The organism is Synechococcus sp. BO 8801 (genome assembly GCF_002252675.1).
Taxonomy (GTDB): domain Bacteria; phylum Cyanobacteriota; class Cyanobacteriia; order PCC-6307; family Cyanobiaceae; genus Cyanobium.
This window is the reverse complement of sequence record NZ_NQKY01000010.1, coordinates 24845-41385: the sequence shown is the minus strand read 5'-3', so window position 1 is coordinate 41385 and position 16541 is coordinate 24845. Positions and strand designations below refer to the sequence as shown.

Annotated in this window: 16 protein-coding genes; 9 read left to right on the top strand and 7 right to left on the bottom strand. The window is 71.1% G+C overall.

Annotation, left to right across the window (positions count from 1 at the left end):
- Positions 1 to 39 precede the first annotated feature (39 nt).
- From gcvP to CJZ86_RS09350, 3 genes are all read right to left on the bottom strand, one after another.
- Complete coding sequence (gene gcvP, locus CJZ86_RS09360) at positions 40 to 2919, bottom strand: aminomethyl-transferring glycine dehydrogenase (RefSeq protein ID WP_233133946.1); 2880 nt, start codon at positions 2917 to 2919, stop codon at positions 40 to 42.
- Between the two features lie 95 nt (positions 2920 to 3014).
- Positions 3015 to 3404: a glycine cleavage system protein GcvH gene (gene gcvH, locus CJZ86_RS09355; protein ID WP_094585684.1), complete on the bottom strand. Its 390-nt coding sequence runs from the start codon at positions 3402 to 3404 to the stop codon at positions 3015 to 3017.
- Between the two features lie 27 nt (positions 3405 to 3431).
- Positions 3432 to 4625 (bottom strand): methionine gamma-lyase family protein, encoded by a 1194-nt coding sequence (locus tag CJZ86_RS09350; RefSeq protein WP_233133945.1) that lies wholly within the window; start codon positions 4623 to 4625, stop codon positions 3432 to 3434.
- A gap of 320 nt (positions 4626 to 4945) precedes the next feature.
- Between CJZ86_RS09350 and CJZ86_RS09345 the strand changes: the two genes are divergently transcribed.
- Positions 4946 to 5818: an acyl-CoA desaturase gene (locus CJZ86_RS09345; RefSeq protein WP_233133944.1), complete on the top strand. Its 873-nt coding sequence runs from the start codon at positions 4946 to 4948 to the stop codon at positions 5816 to 5818.
- A gap of 9 nt (positions 5819 to 5827) precedes the next feature.
- Here the strand turns inward: CJZ86_RS09345 and CJZ86_RS09340 are convergent, their stop codons facing one another.
- The gene (locus CJZ86_RS09340) at positions 5828 to 6643 is read right to left on the bottom strand and encodes a DUF8644 domain-containing protein (RefSeq protein ID WP_094585681.1); all 816 of its coding nucleotides are present in this window, start codon (positions 6641 to 6643) and stop codon (positions 5828 to 5830) included.
- Between the two features lie 56 nt (positions 6644 to 6699).
- Between CJZ86_RS09340 and CJZ86_RS09335 the strand changes: the two genes are divergently transcribed.
- The 4 genes from CJZ86_RS09335 (at position 6700) to CJZ86_RS09320 (ending at position 10576) form a co-directional block, all read left to right on the top strand.
- The gene (locus CJZ86_RS09335) at positions 6700 to 7716 is read left to right on the top strand and encodes an acyl-CoA desaturase (protein ID WP_094585680.1); all 1017 of its coding nucleotides are present in this window, start codon (positions 6700 to 6702) and stop codon (positions 7714 to 7716) included.
- Between the two features lie 42 nt (positions 7717 to 7758).
- Positions 7759 to 8220, top strand: coding sequence for a 50S ribosomal protein L9 (gene rplI / locus CJZ86_RS09330; RefSeq protein WP_015110235.1), 462 nt, complete (start codon positions 7759 to 7761; stop codon positions 8218 to 8220).
- A 118-nt stretch (positions 8221 to 8338) separates the two neighbouring features.
- A complete protein-coding gene (dnaB, locus tag CJZ86_RS09325) occupies positions 8339 to 9748 on the top strand; it encodes a replicative DNA helicase (protein ID WP_094585679.1) in 1410 nt (469 codons plus the stop codon).
- A gap of 177 nt (positions 9749 to 9925) precedes the next feature.
- Positions 9926 to 10576, top strand: a complete 651-nt coding sequence (locus tag CJZ86_RS09320; protein WP_353615218.1) for a sterol desaturase family protein — start codon at positions 9926 to 9928, stop codon at positions 10574 to 10576.
- A gap of 6 nt (positions 10577 to 10582) precedes the next feature.
- Here CJZ86_RS09320 and CJZ86_RS09315 read toward each other — a convergent pair whose 3' ends face one another.
- Positions 10583 to 11149, bottom strand: coding sequence for a cysteine hydrolase family protein (locus CJZ86_RS09315; protein WP_094585677.1), 567 nt, complete (start codon positions 11147 to 11149; stop codon positions 10583 to 10585).
- Between the two features lie 91 nt (positions 11150 to 11240).
- Here CJZ86_RS09315 and mnmG point away from each other — a divergent pair, with 91 nt between their 5' ends.
- From mnmG to CJZ86_RS16735, 4 genes are all read left to right on the top strand, one after another.
- The gene (mnmG, locus tag CJZ86_RS09310; RefSeq protein WP_094585676.1) at positions 11241 to 13196 is read left to right on the top strand and encodes a tRNA uridine-5-carboxymethylaminomethyl(34) synthesis enzyme MnmG; all 1956 of its coding nucleotides are present in this window, start codon (positions 11241 to 11243) and stop codon (positions 13194 to 13196) included.
- A 26-nt stretch (positions 13197 to 13222) separates the two neighbouring features.
- Positions 13223 to 14065 (top strand): hypothetical protein, encoded by an 843-nt coding sequence (locus CJZ86_RS09305; protein WP_094585675.1) that lies wholly within the window; start codon positions 13223 to 13225, stop codon positions 14063 to 14065.
- Positions 14066 to 14083: 18 nt separating this feature from the next.
- Positions 14084 to 14695 (top strand): chorismate lyase, encoded by a 612-nt coding sequence (locus CJZ86_RS09300; RefSeq protein ID WP_094585674.1) that lies wholly within the window; start codon positions 14084 to 14086, stop codon positions 14693 to 14695.
- Positions 14696 to 14772: 77 nt separating this feature from the next.
- Entirely contained in the window at positions 14773 to 15291 is a 519-nt protein-coding gene (locus CJZ86_RS16735; RefSeq protein ID WP_143594113.1) for a hypothetical protein, read from the top strand.
- Here the strand turns inward: CJZ86_RS16735 and CJZ86_RS09295 are convergent.
- On the bottom strand, positions 15212 to 15733 hold the full coding sequence (locus tag CJZ86_RS09295; protein WP_094585673.1) for a DUF1269 domain-containing protein: 522 nt from the start codon (positions 15731 to 15733) through the stop codon (positions 15212 to 15214). The genes CJZ86_RS16735 and CJZ86_RS09295 overlap by 80 nt on opposite strands.
- Before the next feature lie 68 nt (positions 15734 to 15801).
- A complete protein-coding gene (locus CJZ86_RS09290) occupies positions 15802 to 16485 on the bottom strand; it encodes an RNA helicase (protein WP_233133937.1) in 684 nt (227 codons plus the stop codon).
- Positions 16486 to 16541 lie beyond the last annotated feature (56 nt).

Genomic DNA, 16541 nt, shown 5'->3' with positions numbered 1-16541 from the left:
GATGCGCCATCCCGGGCAGAAAAGGTACCGCCGGAACACTCAGGCGGCCAGTTCGGGGATTGCCACTTCCTCGACGCTCGGACAGGTGCAGACGAGGTTCCGATCGCCGAAGGCGTTGTCGATGCGGGCGACGGCCGGCCAGAACTTGGCCTGCCGCTGGCTCTCCCCGGCGGGGAAGGCCGCCTCACTGCGGCTGTAGGCCCGATCCCAGTCATCGGCGGTGACCGCCGCCAGGGTGTGGGGCGCCATTTTGAGCGGGTTGTCCAGGGGGTCGGCGGCGCCGGTCTCGATCGCCCAGGCCTCGCGGCGGATCCCCTCCATGGCCGCGCAGAAGCGGTCGATCTCCGGCAGCGACTCGCTCTCGGTGGGCTCCACCATCACCGTGCCGGCCACGGGCCAGCTGACGGTGGGGGCATGGAAGCCGTAGTCCATCAGCCGCTTGGCCAGATCGTCCACCTCCAGGCCGCAGCTGCGCTTGAGGGGCCGCAGGTCGAGGATGCATTCGTGGGCCACCCGGCCGCCCCGGCCCCGGTAGAGCACCGGGAAGTGGGGCTCGAGACGCTCGGCGATCAGGTTGGCCGCCAGCAGGGCCACCTGGCTGGCGGTGCGCAGACCCGCGCCGCCCATCATGCGGATGTACATCCAGCTGATCGGCAGGATGCCGGCACTGCCCAGGGGTGCCGCCGACACTGGCCCGATGGCCTCATCCGCCGCCCCTGCAGCCAGGGGGTGGGAGGGCAGGAACGGCACCAGGTGGGCCGCCACGCCGATCGGCCCCACCCCGGGGCCACCGCCGCCGTGGGGGATGCAGAAGGTCTTGTGGAGGTTGAGGTGGCAGACGTCGGCGCCGTAGAAGCCGGGCTTGCAGAGGCCCACCTGGGCATTGAGGTTGGCGCCGTCCAGGTACACCTGGCCGCCGTGGTCATGGACCACCTGGCAGATGCGGCGGATGCCGGTCTCGAAGACTCCGTGGGTGGAGGGGTAGGTGACCATCAGGGCCGCCAGGTCGGCGGCGTGGGCGACGGCCTTGGCCTCCAGGTCGGCGATGTCGATGTTGCCCTGGGCGTCGCAGGCCACCGCCACCACCCGCATCCCCGCCATCACGGCACTGGCCGGATTGGTGCCGTGGGCGCTGGTGGGGATCAGGCACACCTGGCGATGGCCCTCGCCCCGGCTGCGGTGCCAGGCCCGGATCACCATCAGGCCGGCGTACTCGCCCTGGGAGCCGGCGTTCGGCTGCAGGGACACCCCGGCGAAACCGGTGATCGCCCCCAGCCAGGCCTCCAGATCCGCCACCAGGGCGGCGTAGCCGGCGGTCTGGTCGGCGGGGGCGAAGGGGTGGATCTGGCCGAAGGCCGGCCAGCTCACCGGCGCCAGCTCGGCGGCGGCATTCAGCTTCATGGTGCAGCTGCCCAGGGGGATCATCCCGTGGACGAGCGACAGGTCCTTGCTCACCAGGCGCTGGATGTAGCGCAGCAGTTCGGTCTCGCTGCGATAGCGGTGGAACACCTCCTGACGCAGCCAGGGGCGCTGGCGCAGGGGCACGCCGTCGAGCAGCTCCGCCAGGGGCCGGGCCTCCAGGGTGGACAGGCCGGCCCGCAGGGCCGCCTGGGCCGCCGCCGCCGCGGCGGCATCCGGCGCCAGGGCGGTGAGCAGGGCGGCCAGCTCCTCGGCCGTGGAGAGTTCATCGAGGCTGATGGCCAGGGCATCCTGGCCGTCGTCGCCGCGGACGCCGCAGCGCAGGTTGAAGTCGGCGGCCACGGCCCGCTGGCGCAGGGCGGGGGCCGCGCTGGTGCGCACCACGACGGTGTCGAAGCCGGCCCCGGGATCGGCGGGCAGGCCCAGGGCGTCCAGGGCCAGCACCAGGCCCTGGCGCAGCACCAGAAGCCGACGGGCGATGGCCTCGAGGCCATCGGGGCCGTGGTGAACCGCATAGAAGCTCGCCATCACGGCGAGCAGCACCTGGGCGGTGCAGATGTTGCTGGTGGCCTTGTCGCGCCGGATGTGCTGCTCCCGGGTCTGGAGGGCCAGGCGCAGGGCCGGGTTCCCCTCCGCATCCTTCGACTGGCCCACCAGGCGGCCGGGGATCTGGCGCTTGAAGTCCTCCCGGGTGGCGAAGAAGGCGGCGTGGGGCCCCCCGAACCCCATCGGCACCCCGTAGCGCTGCAGGCTGCCGACGGCGATGTCGGCACCCAGCTCACCCACCGGGGCCAGCAGCGCCTGGGCCAGGGGATCCACGGCCACCGTGCTGATCACGGCGCCGGAGCGGGCCGCCGCCAGCAGCGGAGCGGGATCCCAGAGCCGGCCCTCGACGCCCGGCAGCTGCAGCAGCAGGCCGAAGACGTCTTCGCCCAGCACCGCGTCGGGGCCGGTGGCGGCGGCTTCGGCGTCGAACGTCTCGATGACGATCCCCAGGGGCTCGGCCCGGGTATGGAGCACGGCAAGGGTCTGGGGCAGGACGGCCCGGTCGACCAGGAAGCGGCGGGCGCCGCGGCGCGTCGTGACCGCCGCCGCCATCGCCATCGCCTCGGCGGCGGCGGTGGCCTCATCCAGCAGGGAGGCGTTGGCGATCGGCAGACCCGTCAGCTCGCTGACCAGGGTCTGGAAGTTGAGCAGGGCCTCCAGGCGCCCCTGGGCGATCTCCGCCTGATAAGGGGTATACGCGGTGTACCAGCAGGGGTTTTCCAGCACATGGCGCTGGATCAGGGCCGGCGTCGCCGTGCCGTGGTAGCCGAGGCCGATGAGGCTGCGCAGCACCTGGTTGCGGGAGGCGAGCACCCCCAGCTCCTTCAGGGCCTGGGCCTCCGGGCAGGGGAGCGGCAGGCCGACCGCGGCCTCCTCCGCCGTCAGCAGGATGTCGGCGGGAACGACCTCGGCCGCCAGCTGATCAAGGGAACCGAGGCCGAGCTCCGCCAGCATCCGTAGCTGATCCTCGGAATCCGGACCCAGATGCCGGACCAGGAAGGAGGCGGACACGGGCGTTCGGGCTGGAGGTGGCGGGATCCTAAGGACAATCAGCCCGCCTGCACCTTGGCCCCGTAGGTGGCGGCATCCATCAGTTCGTCGAGCTCGCCGGGGGCCCCCAGCCGCACCAGCAGCAGCCAGCCCTCCCCGTAGGGATCGTTCTGAAGCTCCTCGGGGCTGGCCAGGACCGCCTCGTTGCGGGCCTCCACCGTGCCGCTCACGGGGGCCATCAGATCTTCCACCGCCTTGACCGATTCGACGCTGCCGAAACTGGTCCCCTTCGCGAGGGCGGCCCCCAGCGCCGGCAGCTCGACGAAGACGATGTCCCCCAGCTGATCGACGGCGAAGGAACTGATCCCGAGCCGCACCAGGTCACCCTCGGGGCGCACGTATTCGTGGCTCTCGGAGTAGCGGCAGTCGTCGGGGAAGGTGTGCGCCAAGGCCGGTGCGATGCGGAGGAGCAGGCCTCAGTCTGCCTGGGCCAGGGCCGCCAGGGCCCGCTCGAGGGCCAGGGCCACATGGCCGTGGTGGGTGCCGCCCTGGGCATAGAGCACCCAGGGCTCCCTCAGGGGGGCGTCGGCGGAGAACTCGCTGGTGCTGCCATCGATGAACGTGCCGCCCGCCATCACCAGATCGCTGGCGTAGCCGGGCATGGGGGCCGGCACCGGATCCAGGTAGGCCCCCACCGGGGAGCACCCCTGGAACGCCCGGCAGACGGCGATCAGCCGGTCGGGGTGGCCGAGCCGCACCGCCTGGATCACGTCGCTGCGCTCGGCACCGGCGGCGGGGTTCACCGCATAGCCCAGGCCGGCGAACACCTCGGCCACCAGATCGGCGCCGATCAGGGCTTCGGCCACCATCTGGGGGGCCAGGAACAGCCCCTGGAACAGCAGGCGGTACTGGTCGAAGCCGGTGCCCCCCTCGCTGCCGATGCCCGGGGCGGTGAGGCGGCAGCAGGCCATCTCCACCAGCTCCCGGCGGCCGGCCACATAGCCCCCTGTTGGGGCGATGGTGCCGCCGAGGTTCTTGATCAGGGAGCCGGCGATCAGGTCGGCGCCCACCGCGGTGGGTTCCAGGTCCTGCACCAGCTCCCCGTAGCAGTTGTCGACGAAGCAGACGCAGTCCGGCCGCAGCGCCTTGACCCGTTCACAGAGGCGCCCGATGGTGGCCACGGGCAGGGAGGGGCGCCAGCTGTAACCGCAGCTGCGCTGGATCAGCACCATCCGCGTCTCCGGGGCCAGGGCGTCCTCCAGGCCAGCCTCGTCCACCAGGCCGTCGGCCGTCAGGGGCAGCTCGTCGTAGGTGATGCCGAACTCGGCGAGGGACCCCTGGCCCGAGCCCCGCAGCCCGATCACCTCCTCGAGGGTGTCGTAGGGGCGGCCGGTGAGCGCCAGCAGCCGGTCCCCGGGGCGCAGCACCCCGAACAGGGCGGCGGTGATGGCGTGGGTGCCGCTGACGAACTGGAGCCGCACGGCGGCGGCTTCGGCCTGCAGCACCCGCGCAAAGACCCGATCCAGCACCTCCCGACCCAGGTCGCCGTGGCCGTAGCCGCTGACCGAGGCGAAGTGATGCACCCCCAGGCGTTCGGCGGCAAAGGCGTCCAGCACCCGCGCCAGGCGGGGCCGCACGGCGGCGGTGCGGGCGGCGGCCACCGGGGCCAGCCGCCCAAGGGCGGCGGCGACGGTGTCAGCGGCAGCCGTGTCAGTGGCAGCCGTGTCAGCGGCGACCGTGTCATGGGCAGCCGTGTCAGCGGGGCCGGGACAGACCTGCTCCAAAGCCCTGGGGCCAGCAGGGGTCACTCTGCCATCGCTGCCGTGGGTCAGGATGGGAGGCCGAGCCCCAGACCACACCCGCCCTTTCCCCGGAGAACCGCTTGGTCGCACGATCCGAAGCCTCCCGATCAGGCCAGAGCGCCCGGACCGTGCGCGTGCCCCTGCAGGACGCCAGCCATTCCCGCAAGAAGGCCCAGCTGCTGGCGGCCATGGAATTGCCCCGGCCGCCCCTGCCGGCGAACCAGCGCAAGTTCAAGACCGGCACCACCGGTTTCATGCTCGCCATCCACGTGGGGGCCGTCTTCGCCCTGCTGCCACGTTTCTGGAGTCTGCAAGGGGTGATCGTGCTGGCGGTCCTCTACTGGGCCACGGTGCTGGGGGTGACCCTCGGGCTGCACCGGCTGGTGGCGCACCGGGGCTTCGAGGCGCCCCGCTGGGTGGAACGGCTGCTGGTGCTGATGGGCACCCTGGCCTGCCAGAGCGGACCGATCGAATGGGTGGGCCTGCACCGGCACCACCACCTCTTCTCCGACCAGCCCAACGACCACCACGACGCCGCCCGCGGCCTCTGGTGGGCCCACAGCGAGTGGATGCTGCACAAGATCCCGGCCCTCACCGAGATCCACCGCTTCACCGGCGACATGGAGAAGGATCCCTTCTACCGCTGGCTGGACCGCTGGTTCCTGCTGCTGCAGCTGCCCCTGGGCGCCGCCCTCTACTGGTACGGCAACTGGGCGGGCGTCCATGGCGGCGGCCTGGGACTGGTGCTCTGGGGCATCCCCCTGCGCCTGGTGCTCGTTTATCACGTCACCTGGCTGGTGAACTCCGCCACCCACGCCTTCGGCTACCGCAACTTCGACTGCCCCGACCGCTCCCGCAACTGCTGGTGGGTGGCGATCCTCACCTTCGGCGAGGGCTGGCACAACAACCACCACGCCTACCCCCACTCGGCCCGCCACGGGCTGCGCTGGTTCGAGTTCGACATCACCTGGCAGCACATCCGCGCCCTGCGGGCCCTCGGCCTGGCCAGGAAGGTGCGCATCGCCCCGGTCTTCGGCCGGCGCGCCGACGCGGCCGCCTGAATCCCTGAGTCAGAGCTCGGCCGGGTCCGCCGTGGCCGGAATCGCCGCGCCGATCTCGCGGCGGATGGCAGCCGCCAGGTCGTCCGGGGCCTGGGCGGCGCCCTCCCCCTGGAGCCGGCGGGCCCGCTGGCGCAGCAGCTCCAGGAAGCGGTCCGGGCCCAGCTCCTCCTCCCCCGCCGCCCCCAGGGCCGCCAGGGTGCGGCGCAGCTCGGGCAACTCGGCGTCCAGTTCCACCGCCGTGTAGTCGCGCTGGCCGGCGATCACCTCGGCGAAGCGTTCCCGCCGCTGGCGCTTGGCCACCGGATAGGCCGCCATCAGCCGGTCGCGACAGTCCCGCCAGGGCCGCCCGGCAGTGAGCAGCTGGGCCAGGGCCCCGCTGAGCCCGGCGGCCTCCGCCTCACTGATACGCAGATCGAAGCTGGCCGGCGGCTGGCGGAAGCCCACGAACACCTCGAGCAGGGCCCCGGGCCCCAGCACCCGCTGCTGCTCGTCGCGCACCGGCAGGGCCGAGCTGCAGAGGGCCTCCATGAGTTCGGGGTGGGCCGCCAGCAGGGTGCGCGCCGCCAGCGGCTCCAACCGGCCCCCGGGGGCCTGGGCATCGAGCCACAGGTTGACGCCCCCCAGGGCCAGGAACACCTCCGGACCGGGGGAGGCCAGCTTGCCGTTGCGCAGCATCGAGAGCTGGGAGTTGTGCACCCGACCCAGATCGAGGGCCTCGGCCAGCATCGGCAGAACCCGGTGGGACCAGCCGTTGCGCTCGTGCCAGACGCGGATCAGGTGGGCGAAGGCGACGCGACCAGATACGAGTTCGTCTCGATACCCCACTCGATCAGGATTCGTATTGCTACCATCTTAGTCACTCATCAGGAGCCCGGTCCTTCATGGCCGTCACCCCCCTCTCCCGCCCCGGCATCCAGCCAGGCGCCCCATCCGGCGACCGCCGCGATGCCGGCACCAAAGCCCGCCACACCCGCCGCCCCGCCACCATCAACCAGGGAAGCGATTCCCTCGTCAGGGCCCGGGCCCTGCACGAACCACGCCGCGGCGAACCCCGGGGCGTCTCCCCCAAGGGCACCCGCTGGGGCACGATCAGCTTCATGGTCCTGATCCACATCCTGGCGGTGGTGGCCCTGCTGCCCCGCTTCTGGAGCCTGGAGGCCGTCGGTGCCCTGCTGGTGATGTACTGGGTCACCGCCTGCCTGGGCGTCACGATCGGCTACCACCGCCTGCTCAGCCACCGCTCCTTCCGCGTTCCCCAGTGGCTGGAGCGCTTCTTCGCCACCTGCGGCGCCCTCAGCTGCCAGCACGGCCCCATCGACTGGGTGGGCCTGCACCGCCACCACCACAAGTTTTCCGATACGGAAGCGGATCACCACGACAGCAACAAGGGCTTCTGGTGGTCCCACATGGCCTGGATGTTCGAGGAGATTCCCGCCATGGCCGCCGTGCCCCGGCTCACGGGCGACCTGGCCACCGATCCCTACTACCGCTGGCTGAACCACAGCTTCCTGCTGCTCCAGGTGCCCCTGGGCCTGCTGCTCTTCTGGATCGGCAGCGTCACCGGTGCCGGCGGCTGGGCCCTGGTGCTGTGGGGCATCCCCCTGCGCCTGGTGATCGTCTACCAGTGCACCTGGCTGGTGAACTCGGCCACCCACATGTGGGGCGAGTCCGTCCACGACAGCGGCGACAAGTCGAAGAACAACCCCTGGGTGGCGGCGCTGACCTTCGGTGAGGGCTGGCACAACAACCACCACGCCTACCCCCATTCGGCCCGCCACGGCTTCGGCCCCCGCCAGTTCGACCTCACCTGGCAGCACATCCGCCTGATGCGGGCCCTGGGCCTGGCCACCCGGGTCCGCCTGCCCCGCGCCGCGGCCCCCACCAGCTCCATGTCGTAGGCTTGCCGATCGGATTTCAGATGGCTCAGCCGGGGCGTTGTCATGGTCAAGAAGCGTGTGCAGGTGGTCCTGAGCGAGGACATCCTTTCCCTGGGCAAAGACGGGGATCTGGTGGATGTCGCTCCCGGCTACGCCCGTAACTACCTCCTGCCCACCGGCAAGGCCCTGGCCGTCACCGCCGCTGTGCTGCGCCAGGTGGAGCACCGCCGGGCCAAGGAGGCGGAGCGCCAGGCGGCCCTGAAGGCCGAGGCGGTCGCCTTCCGCACCGCCCTCGACACCATCGGCCGCTTCACCGTCAAGAAGCAGACCGGCGGCGACGACGTCCTCTTCGGCACCGTCACCAACGGTGACGTGGCCGAGGCCATCGAGGCGGCCACCAAGAAAGAGGTCGACCGCCGCGCCATCACCGTTCCCGAGATCCACCGCACCGGCTCCTACAAGGTGCAGGTCAAGCTGCACCCCGAGGTCGTCGCCGACGTCAACCTGGAAGTGGTCAGCTACTGATCGGCCAGCAGCGAACCGATTCTTTCCGCTCCGGGCGCCAGAGTGATTCTCCTCACCCGCGCCCGATCCTGACCGATCCGGCTTTGCGTTCCGTGAGCCGCGTTCTGGAGTCCCGTCCATGGTGAGCGTGCCCCTGGCTGGTTCCGAGCCACCCCGGCCCGACGGTCCGAGGCAGGCGTCCCGGCGCGACGAGCAGGCCGGCTTCGAGGCCCTGCCCGATTCCGTCCCGCCCCAGAACCTGGAGGCTGAAGAGTCGGTTCTGGGCGGCATCCTTCTCGATCCCGACGCCATCGGCCGCGTCGCCGACGTGCTGCGCCCCGAGGCCTTCTATCTCGGCGCCCACCGCGAGATCTATCGCACCGCCCTGATGCTGCACAGCCAGGGCAAGCCCACCGACCTCACGGCCATGGCCGCCTGGCTCGCCGACACGGGCCAGCTGGAGAAGGTGGGCGGCAGCTCCCGGCTGGTCGAGCTGGTGGAGCGCACCCTCTCCACCGCCTCCATCGACCAGGTGGCGCGCCTGGTGATGGACAAGCACCTGCGGCGCCAGCTGATCCGCTCCGCCAACGAGGTGATCCGCCTCGGCTTCGACCAGAGCCTGCCGATGGAGCAGGTGCTGGATGAGGCCGAGCAGAAGATCTTCGCCATCAGCCAGGAGAAGCCCACCGCCGGCCTCACCCCCACCGCGGAGATCCTCACCAGCACCTTCAACGAGATCGAGAGCCGTTCCCTCGGCACCGCCGTCGCCGGCATCCCGGTCAACTTCTACGACCTGGACGCCATCACCCAAGGCCTGCAGCGCAGCGACCTGATCATCGTCGCCGGACGGCCCGCCATGGGCAAGACCTCGATCGTGCTCAACATCGCCAAGAACGTCGCCCAGCTGCACCAGCTGCCGGTGTGCGTGTTCAGTCTGGAGATGAGCAAGGAACAGCTCACCTACCGCCTGCTGTCGATGGAGGTGGGCATCGAGAGCGGCCGCCTGCGCACCGGCCGCCTGCAGCAGGAGGAGTGGCCCCTGCTCGGCCAGGGCATCAACAGCCTCGGCCAGCTGCCCCTGTTCATCGACGACAAGCCCAATTCCGGCGTGCTCGAGATGCGCTCCCTCTGCCGGCGCCTGATGGCCGAAACCGGCAAGGAACTCGGCCTGATCGTGATCGATTACCTGCAGCTGATGGAGGGCAGCACCCCCGACAACCGTGTCCAGGAACTCTCCCGCATCACCCGGGGCCTCAAGGGCATGGCCCGTGAACTGCATGTGCCCGTCATCGCCCTCTCCCAGCTCAGCCGGGGTGTCGAGTCCCGCACCAACAAACGCCCCATGCTCAGCGACCTGCGGGAATCGGGCTCGATCGAGCAGGACGCCGATCTGGTGCTGATGATCTACCGCGACGAGTACTACAACCCCGAAACCGCCGACCGCGGCATCACCGAAGTCATCGTCACCAAGCACCGCAACGGCCCTGTTGGCACCGTGAAATTGCTGTTCGAACCGCAGTTCACCCGCTTCCGCAATCTGGCTGCATAGCTTGCGCTGCATCGAGCCGTTGCATTGCGGCGCTGCATAGGGATATCCGCCGTATCCAGCCAGGGAAAGGGCCAGTAGTCTGAACATCAAGGCCCCGTGAAGCTATACGTGCAACATCATTCCTTCTGGTTTTACGTTATCGCCTTTTTCGCCATCATCCTGGCGCGCTATCTCGCCATGGCCGGCTTCGCCCACTGGCTTCTCTATCAGCGCCAGGAGGCCAGGGTCTCCGTTTTCAATGACATCCAGCTGTCCATCATCTCCGCCGCCATCTTCTCCCTGGCCACCGCCCTGCTGATGACGTTGCAGGAGCGGGGCCTGACCCGCCTGCATGGGCAGATCCATGCCGACACCTGGTGGAGCCTGCCGCTCAGTTACGTGGCCGTGCTGGTACTGCAGGATGCCTATTTCTACGCCACCCACCGGCTGTTCCACCAGCCAAAACTCTTCCCCTGGTTTCACCGCGGGCACCACCGATCCCGCCAGCCCACACCCTGGACCTCCTTCGCCTTCGACCCCCTCGAAGCCGTCGTTCAGGCCCTGTTCCTGATCGGCATCGTGATGCTGATTCCGATGCATTTCGCCACCCTGCTGGCGGTGCTCACCACGATGACGGTGTGGGCCGTGGTCAACCACCTGGGCCTGGAGGTGCTGCCGCTGAGCTTTCCCCACCACTGGCTGGGGCGCTGGCTGATCGGCCCTGCCCACCACTCCCTGCACCACCGCCGCCACGGCCATCATTTCGGGCTCTATTTCACCTTCTGGGACCGGGTGTTCGGCACCGAGGACCCCGCCTACGCCGCCTCGCTGCAGCCACCGGTGCCGTAAGCACGATCAGGCCAGGTCGGCCGCCCGCACCACGGCGGCCAGGCGGGACAGTTGAGCGATGGAGGCCTGATGCTCCTGCGGGCTCGCCGCCGCGCAGGCGTCCTCCACCAGCACCACCTGGAAGTCCCGATCGTGGGCCTCCCGGGCCGCCGCCTGCAGCGCCCAGGCGGTGCTGATGCCCCCCAGCAGCAGCCGATCGATCCCGGCGGCCCGCAGCAGCGTCGCGAGGGCGGTGCCATGGAAGGGGCTCAGCCGGTGCTTCACCAGCACCGGATCGCCAGGCTCCACCGCCAGATCGGCGTGGAAGTCCGTCCCCCACTGCCCCAGCCGCAGGCCCCCCAGCTCCCGCGCCCGGCCCAGGAGCGGCGCGTGGGCGGGCAGCTCCGGATAGCCGGCTCGGAAGGCCACCTTCACCAGGATCGTGGGCCAGCCCCGGGCCCGGGCCCGCTCGAGGGCCTGATTGGCCGCGCCCAGCACGCCACGCCGTTGCACTTCGGCGGCGCAGGTGGGCATCGCCCCGTCGGGGTGGATGAGGTCGTTGATCAGATCGATCAGCACCAGGGCGGTGCGCATGGGCGGGCGCCTCGACCGCAGTTACCCATCATCGGCCGCCGGACCGTGCCCGGCCGCCCCACCGGCCCCTGCAGCGCCATACATTCAAGGGATGGCCCTGAGCGCAGACCCCACCGAACGCTTCGACCTGATCGTGGTCGGCGGCGGCCATGCCGGCTGCGAGGCGGCCCTCACCGCCGCCCGGCTGGGCATCTCGACGGCCCTGTTCAGCCTCAACCTCGACCGCATCGCCTGGCAGCCCTGCAACCCGGCCGTTGGCGGCCCGGCCAAGAGCCAGCTGGTCCATGAGGTGGATGCCCTCGGGGGGGTGATCGGCCGGCTGGCCGATGCCACCGCCCTGCAGAAACGGCTGCTCAACGCCAGCCGCGGCCCGGCGGTGTGGGCGCTGCGGGCCCAGACCGACAAACGCCTCTACGCCCGCCAGATGCTGCAGCTGCTGCAGCACACCCCCAACCTGGCCCTGCGCGAAGCGATGGTCACGGGGCTGGAGCTGGAGGGCGATCCCAACGATCCGGCCGGCCCGCCGGCCCGGGTGATCGGCGTGCGCACCTACTTCGGCAGCGTCTACGGCGCCGGCGCCGTGATCCTCACCACCGGCACCTTCCTGGGGGGCCGCATCTGGGTGGGCAACCGCTCGATGGCGGCGGGCCGGGCCGGCGAACAGCCCGCCGAAGGGCTCACCGAAGCGCTTCAGGCCCTGGGGTTCCGCACCGACCGGCTCAAGACCGGCACCCCCGCCCGCGTCGACCGGCGCAGCGTGGCCCTCGACCAGCTGGAGGAGCAGCCCAGCGACGCCGCCGACCGCTTCTTCAGCTTCGATCCCACCGCCCGGGTGAGCGGCGAGCAGATGGCCTGCCACATCACCCGCACCACAGCGGCCACCCACCAGCTGATCCGCGACAACCTGCACCTCACCCCGATCTACGGCGGCTTCATCGACAGCAAGGGGCCCCGCTACTGCCCCTCGATCGAGGACAAGATCGTGCGCTTCGCCGATAAAGACAGCCACCAGATCTTCCTGGAGCCGGAGGGGCGCGACACGCCCGAGCTCTACGTCCAGGGCTTCTCCACCGGCCTGCCCGAATCCCTGCAGCTGGCCCTGCTGCGCACCCTGCCCGGGCTGGAGGCCTGCGTGATGCTGCGGCCCGCCTACGCCGTCGACTACGACATCCTGCCGGCCACCCAGCTGGAGCCCTCCCTGGAAACCAAACGGGTGCGGGGCCTGTTCTCGGCGGGCCAGCTCAACGGCACCACCGGCTACGAGGAGGCCGCCGCCCAGGGGCTGGTGGCCGGGCTGAACGCCGCCCGGCTGCTGGGGGGCCAGGACCCCGTCCATTTCCCCCGGGAAGGGAGCTACATCGGCACCCTGGTGGACGACCTGGTCACCCAGGACCTCAAGGAGCCCTACCGGGTGTTGACCAGCCGCAGCGAGTACCGCCTGGTGCTGCGCGGCGACAACGCCGATCGCCGCCTCACGCCCCTGGGCCACCGGCTGGGCCTGATCGACGAACGGCGCTGGCGCCTGTTCGAGCAGAAGCAGGCCGCCATCGACGCCGAGAAACAGCGCCTTGAAACGGTGCGGCTCAAGGCCTCCGATCCCGCCGCCACCGCCGTGGCCGCCGCCACCGGCGCCGGCATCAACGGCTCGATCACCCTGGCCGATCTGCTGCGCCGGCCGGGCCTGCACGGCGAGGATCTGGTGCGGCTGGGGCTCGCCGATCGGGATCTGCCGATCGATGTGCGCGACGGCGCCGAGATCGACATCAAGTACAGCGGCTATCTGGCCCGCCAGGAACAGCAGATCGAGCGGGTGCGGCGCCAGCTGGAGCGGGCCATCCCCGCCGGTGTTGACTACGTCGCCATCGGCACCCTCTCGGCGGAGGCCCGCGAGAAGCTGGCGGCCATCCAGCCCCGCAGCCTGGGCCAGGCCTCCCGGATTCCCGGAGTCAGCCCCGCCGACGTCAACGCCCTGCTGCTCTGGCTGGAACTGCAGCGACGCCGGGGACAGCCGGGCCCTCGTCAGACCATGGAAGCATCGTTACAGTGATGCACGCCTGACGCCGAGGTCTGCAGATGAGCCCCTCCCCTCGGCGTCCCCTGCGCGGCATTCCCACCTCCCGTGCCTACTGGGAGCTGAAGGCCGAGCAGATGATGAACCGGGTCTTCGATCCGGAGGCCACCATCGATCTCGACGTGGCCTCCCAGGCCGAGGCTCCCCCGCCCCTGCCCCTGGCCCCCCCGGTGCGGCGGCTGCGGGGCCGTCCCGCCGCCCCGGCCTCGGCCCCATCCCGGCACGATCGCAACACCCTGCTGCTCACGGCGATGGGCGGGGTGTGCATGGTCAGCGTCGCCAGTTCGGTGCTGTACCTCACCCACTCCAGCCGCATGCAGCAGACCCTCAGCCAGGAACGCAGCCTGCTGCTGGTGGAGCGGCTGCGCAGCCTCGGCCCGGCCAACCCGGCCCCGCTCGGGGCCGCCGGAACCAGCCTGGCCGGCGGCCCGTCCGTCCTGCCGCTCGCCAGCGACCAGCTGCCCCCGCCTCCGGAGGAACCCTGGATCGAGCAGCTCTCCCAGCTGCCCCAGCCGGAGGGCTCGAGGGCGCCGGTCCTGCGGGTGCCGGTGAGCTCGAAACTGGCCGCCGCCGCCCCCCCTGCCACCGGTGGCGGAGGCGGGGGCTACGGCGAACGCAGCGCCGCCCCGGCCGGTGGCGGCCCCGTGCCCGAACTGGTGGGAGTGGTGGGCTCGGCGGGGCGACCCGCCTCGGCGATCTTCCAGATGGGGGGGAGCTCCACCAGCGTCAACGTCGGCGAGGCCATCGGGGGCAGCGGCTGGCGCCTTCGCTCCGCCGATGGCGACACCGCCATGATCGAACGGGGTGGCGAGGTGCGGCGCATCTCGATCAGCAACGGCTACTGACCTGCCCCCCGGCCCGCCATGATCCAAGCCACCGGCGGCCTGCTGCCGTCTCCCACGTGCCTGTGGCAGGCCAGTGCCACCGATCGCCCCCAGCCTCCGGCCGGTGGTGAGCTGAGCGGCCCCTGGACCCTGCTGCTGCTGGGGGACGGCAGCCCGACCCGGCATCTGCAGCTTCTCACCGGCCATCCGGTGGAGGTGGAACTGATCGCCATGGCTTCCGAAGCGGGGGTCTCCGCCGGAGCACCGGCGGAGGTGGCCGAGCTGGCCGAGCCGCTGCTGCGGCGGCAGGTGTGGCTCACCTGCGGGCCCCAGACCCTGGGCTGGGCCGAGAGCTGGTGGAACCAGGCCGAGGCGGAGGCCCATCTGCAGGATCGCCGGCTGCCGATCTGGCGCAGCCTCTCGGCGGGGCGGGCGGAGCTGTACCGCGAGGTGGATGGCTTCGGCCAGGTGCAGGAACCCTGGCTCCAGGAGCGTTTCGGCCACGCGGGGCCCTTCTGGAGCCGGCATTACCGCTTCTTTCGCCACGGGCGGGAACTCACCGTGATCCGGGAGGTGTTCTCCCCGGCGCTGGAGCGCTGGCTGGGGCCGGCCCAGGCGGAATCGGTTCGTAACGACTCATCAATTCGGTAACACCGTGTGGCGGTTTGCTGTTGACGAATTGACGCTCGAAAGTCGCTGGCCAGCATTCGGATACTTGAAACCGCCCCATGTCCAACCGCCACAGCGCCCAGACCCCGCCGGGAGGGGACTGGCTCACCCTCACCGAACTGGGCCGCCGCTACGGCGTCTCCGCCGTGCACACCGGAAAACTGCTGGTGGCCTCCGGCCTGCGCCGCAGCAGCGGCGAACCCACGGCCGAAGCCCTGGCGGCCGGCCTGGCCATGCGTCCCCAGCCGGGCCACCACCACTCCAGCCTCTGGCTGCATCAGGGCTGCGCCCCCCACCTCGAGCGGCTGGGGCTGGTGCCCCAGGCCCAGCGCACCATGGTGAGCCTGTGGGCCGACCTGCTCAGCGCCCTCCAGAACGGCTCCCCGTCGATCAGCATCTCGGCCGAGGAGATGGCCGTTGACGTTCCCCGCGACCTGGTGAAGCCGGTGAACAGGGAACTGCGTCAGCGGGGCTGCAGCTTCCGGGTGAACCCGAAGCTCAGGACAGCCGCAGGGCCTGGGCCTGCTTGCTCGCCTGCTCGAGCATCTGACGCAGCCGGTCCTCGTCGGTATGGCTGAGGTTGGTGCGCAGCAGCTTGGCGTGGGGCGCATGAACCCGCAGCCGCTCGATCAGCCGGTCGGGGGTGGCGTCGCGCAGCAGCAGGCAAAGGGCCGCACTGCCGGGGGGGAGGGTTTCTCCCACCTCCCGCATGAAGTTGTCGTTGATGCCCAGGTCCGACAGGGAACCTGAAGCGGCCCCCAGGCCGACCCCGACGGCAGCCCCGAGCAGGGGATTGAGGAACAGCAGGCCCACGAGGGTGCCCCAGAAGCCACCGCCGAGGGCACCGGCCTTGGTGAGATTGAGCGACTGGTGCAGGCGCACCTTGCCGTCCGGTTCGGCCTCGACGACGACCGCATCCTCGAGGGCGATCAGTTCTTCCTTCTGGATCTCCACCAGCTGGCGCCGCACCTGGTCGGCCTCCGCCACGGACGGAAACCCAACCACCACCAGGCTGCTCATGGCCGACGTCCCTGCGAGTACTAAGCCAGTCCTAGCCCACTTCCCGCCGAAATGGCGGTGTCGCCGGCTCAGGCGCGGCGGCGGCTCGAGCGGGGCAGCGGCCGGCCGGAGGCCGGAGGCGTGAAGGTCGGTTCCGGCTCGCCGGGGCCTTCGGGGCGCTGCCAGCGGGGCAGGGTGAAGCTGGCGTCATCGGGCCAGTCGCCGTCGTCTGCCGCGCCGGAGCCTGGAGCCGAGAGAGGGGCGGCGGTGGAAGCCGAGGCGGGGGCGGGCGATGGCGGCGGCCCTGAGCGGCCGCGCCGGGAGACCGCCTCGAGCATCGGGCGGCGGGAACGGCCCGGGGCTGGTGCTTCCACCGGAGCCCCGGGGGCACCGCGGTCGCTCTCCTGCCAGGGTTCCCGCCAGTCGTCGCCGTCGTCGAGCAGCCAGTCGAGGCGGCCCTCGACCCAGCGGCCGAGCTCGTCCATCCGGGGCCGCAGCTGGGAGCGACGGTCGGTCCCCCGCCCGGCGGGTCGGCCCCCCGGCCGCGACCCCGCCACCCCCTCAACGAACTGTCGGCCGGCCGTCACCCAGCGATCAACGCGCTGATCGAGGGGATCGCTGCCGCCACGGGGCCGCCGGGACAGGTCGCGCTCCCGAGCATCGCGCGGCTGGATGTCGCGTTCGCGGGGTTCGCGTTCACGGGAGTCGCGCTCGGGAGGTTCGCGGTCCCAGGGATCCCGTTCGCGGCCGTAGCCCTGATCCATCGGATGCATCAGACCAATTTAGCGGCGCCGACCGGACAGCCAGTGCTCCCGCCCCATCCCCACCA

What these genes read in the sequence shown, in the direction of transcription:
- CJZ86_RS09345 (WP_233133944.1), top strand. Translation starts at nt 4,946, where the DNA reads ATGGAATTGCCCCGGCCGCCCCTGCCGGCGAACCAGCGCAAGTTCAAG.
- CJZ86_RS09320 (WP_353615218.1), top strand. Translation starts at nt 9,926, where the DNA reads ATGGCCGGCTTCGCCCACTGGCTTCTCTATCAGCGCCAGGAGGCCAGG.
- CJZ86_RS09300 (WP_094585674.1), top strand. Translation starts at nt 14,084, where the DNA reads ATGATCCAAGCCACCGGCGGCCTGCTGCCGTCTCCCACGTGCCTGTGG.
- CJZ86_RS09290 (WP_233133937.1), bottom strand. Translation starts at nt 16,485, where the DNA reads ATGCATCCGATGGATCAGGGCTACGGCCGCGAACGGGATCCCTGGGAC.
- CJZ86_RS09305 (WP_094585675.1), top strand. Translation starts at nt 13,223, where the DNA reads ATGAGCCCCTCCCCTCGGCGTCCCCTGCGCGGCATTCCCACCTCCCGT.
- rplI (WP_015110235.1), top strand. Translation starts at nt 7,759, where the DNA reads ATGGTCAAGAAGCGTGTGCAGGTGGTCCTGAGCGAGGACATCCTTTCC.
- dnaB (WP_094585679.1), top strand. Translation starts at nt 8,339, where the DNA reads ATGGTGAGCGTGCCCCTGGCTGGTTCCGAGCCACCCCGGCCCGACGGT.
- CJZ86_RS09335 (WP_094585680.1), top strand. Translation starts at nt 6,700, where the DNA reads ATGGCCGTCACCCCCCTCTCCCGCCCCGGCATCCAGCCAGGCGCCCCA.
- gcvP (WP_233133946.1), bottom strand. Translation starts at nt 2,919, where the DNA reads ATGCTGGCGGAGCTCGGCCTCGGTTCCCTTGATCAGCTGGCGGCCGAG.
- CJZ86_RS16735 (WP_143594113.1), top strand. Translation starts at nt 14,773, where the DNA reads ATGTCCAACCGCCACAGCGCCCAGACCCCGCCGGGAGGGGACTGGCTC.
- mnmG (WP_094585676.1), top strand. Translation starts at nt 11,241, where the DNA reads ATGGCCCTGAGCGCAGACCCCACCGAACGCTTCGACCTGATCGTGGTC.
- CJZ86_RS09295 (WP_094585673.1), bottom strand. Translation starts at nt 15,733, where the DNA reads ATGAGCAGCCTGGTGGTGGTTGGGTTTCCGTCCGTGGCGGAGGCCGAC.
- CJZ86_RS09315 (WP_094585677.1), bottom strand. Translation starts at nt 11,149, where the DNA reads ATGCGCACCGCCCTGGTGCTGATCGATCTGATCAACGACCTCATCCAC.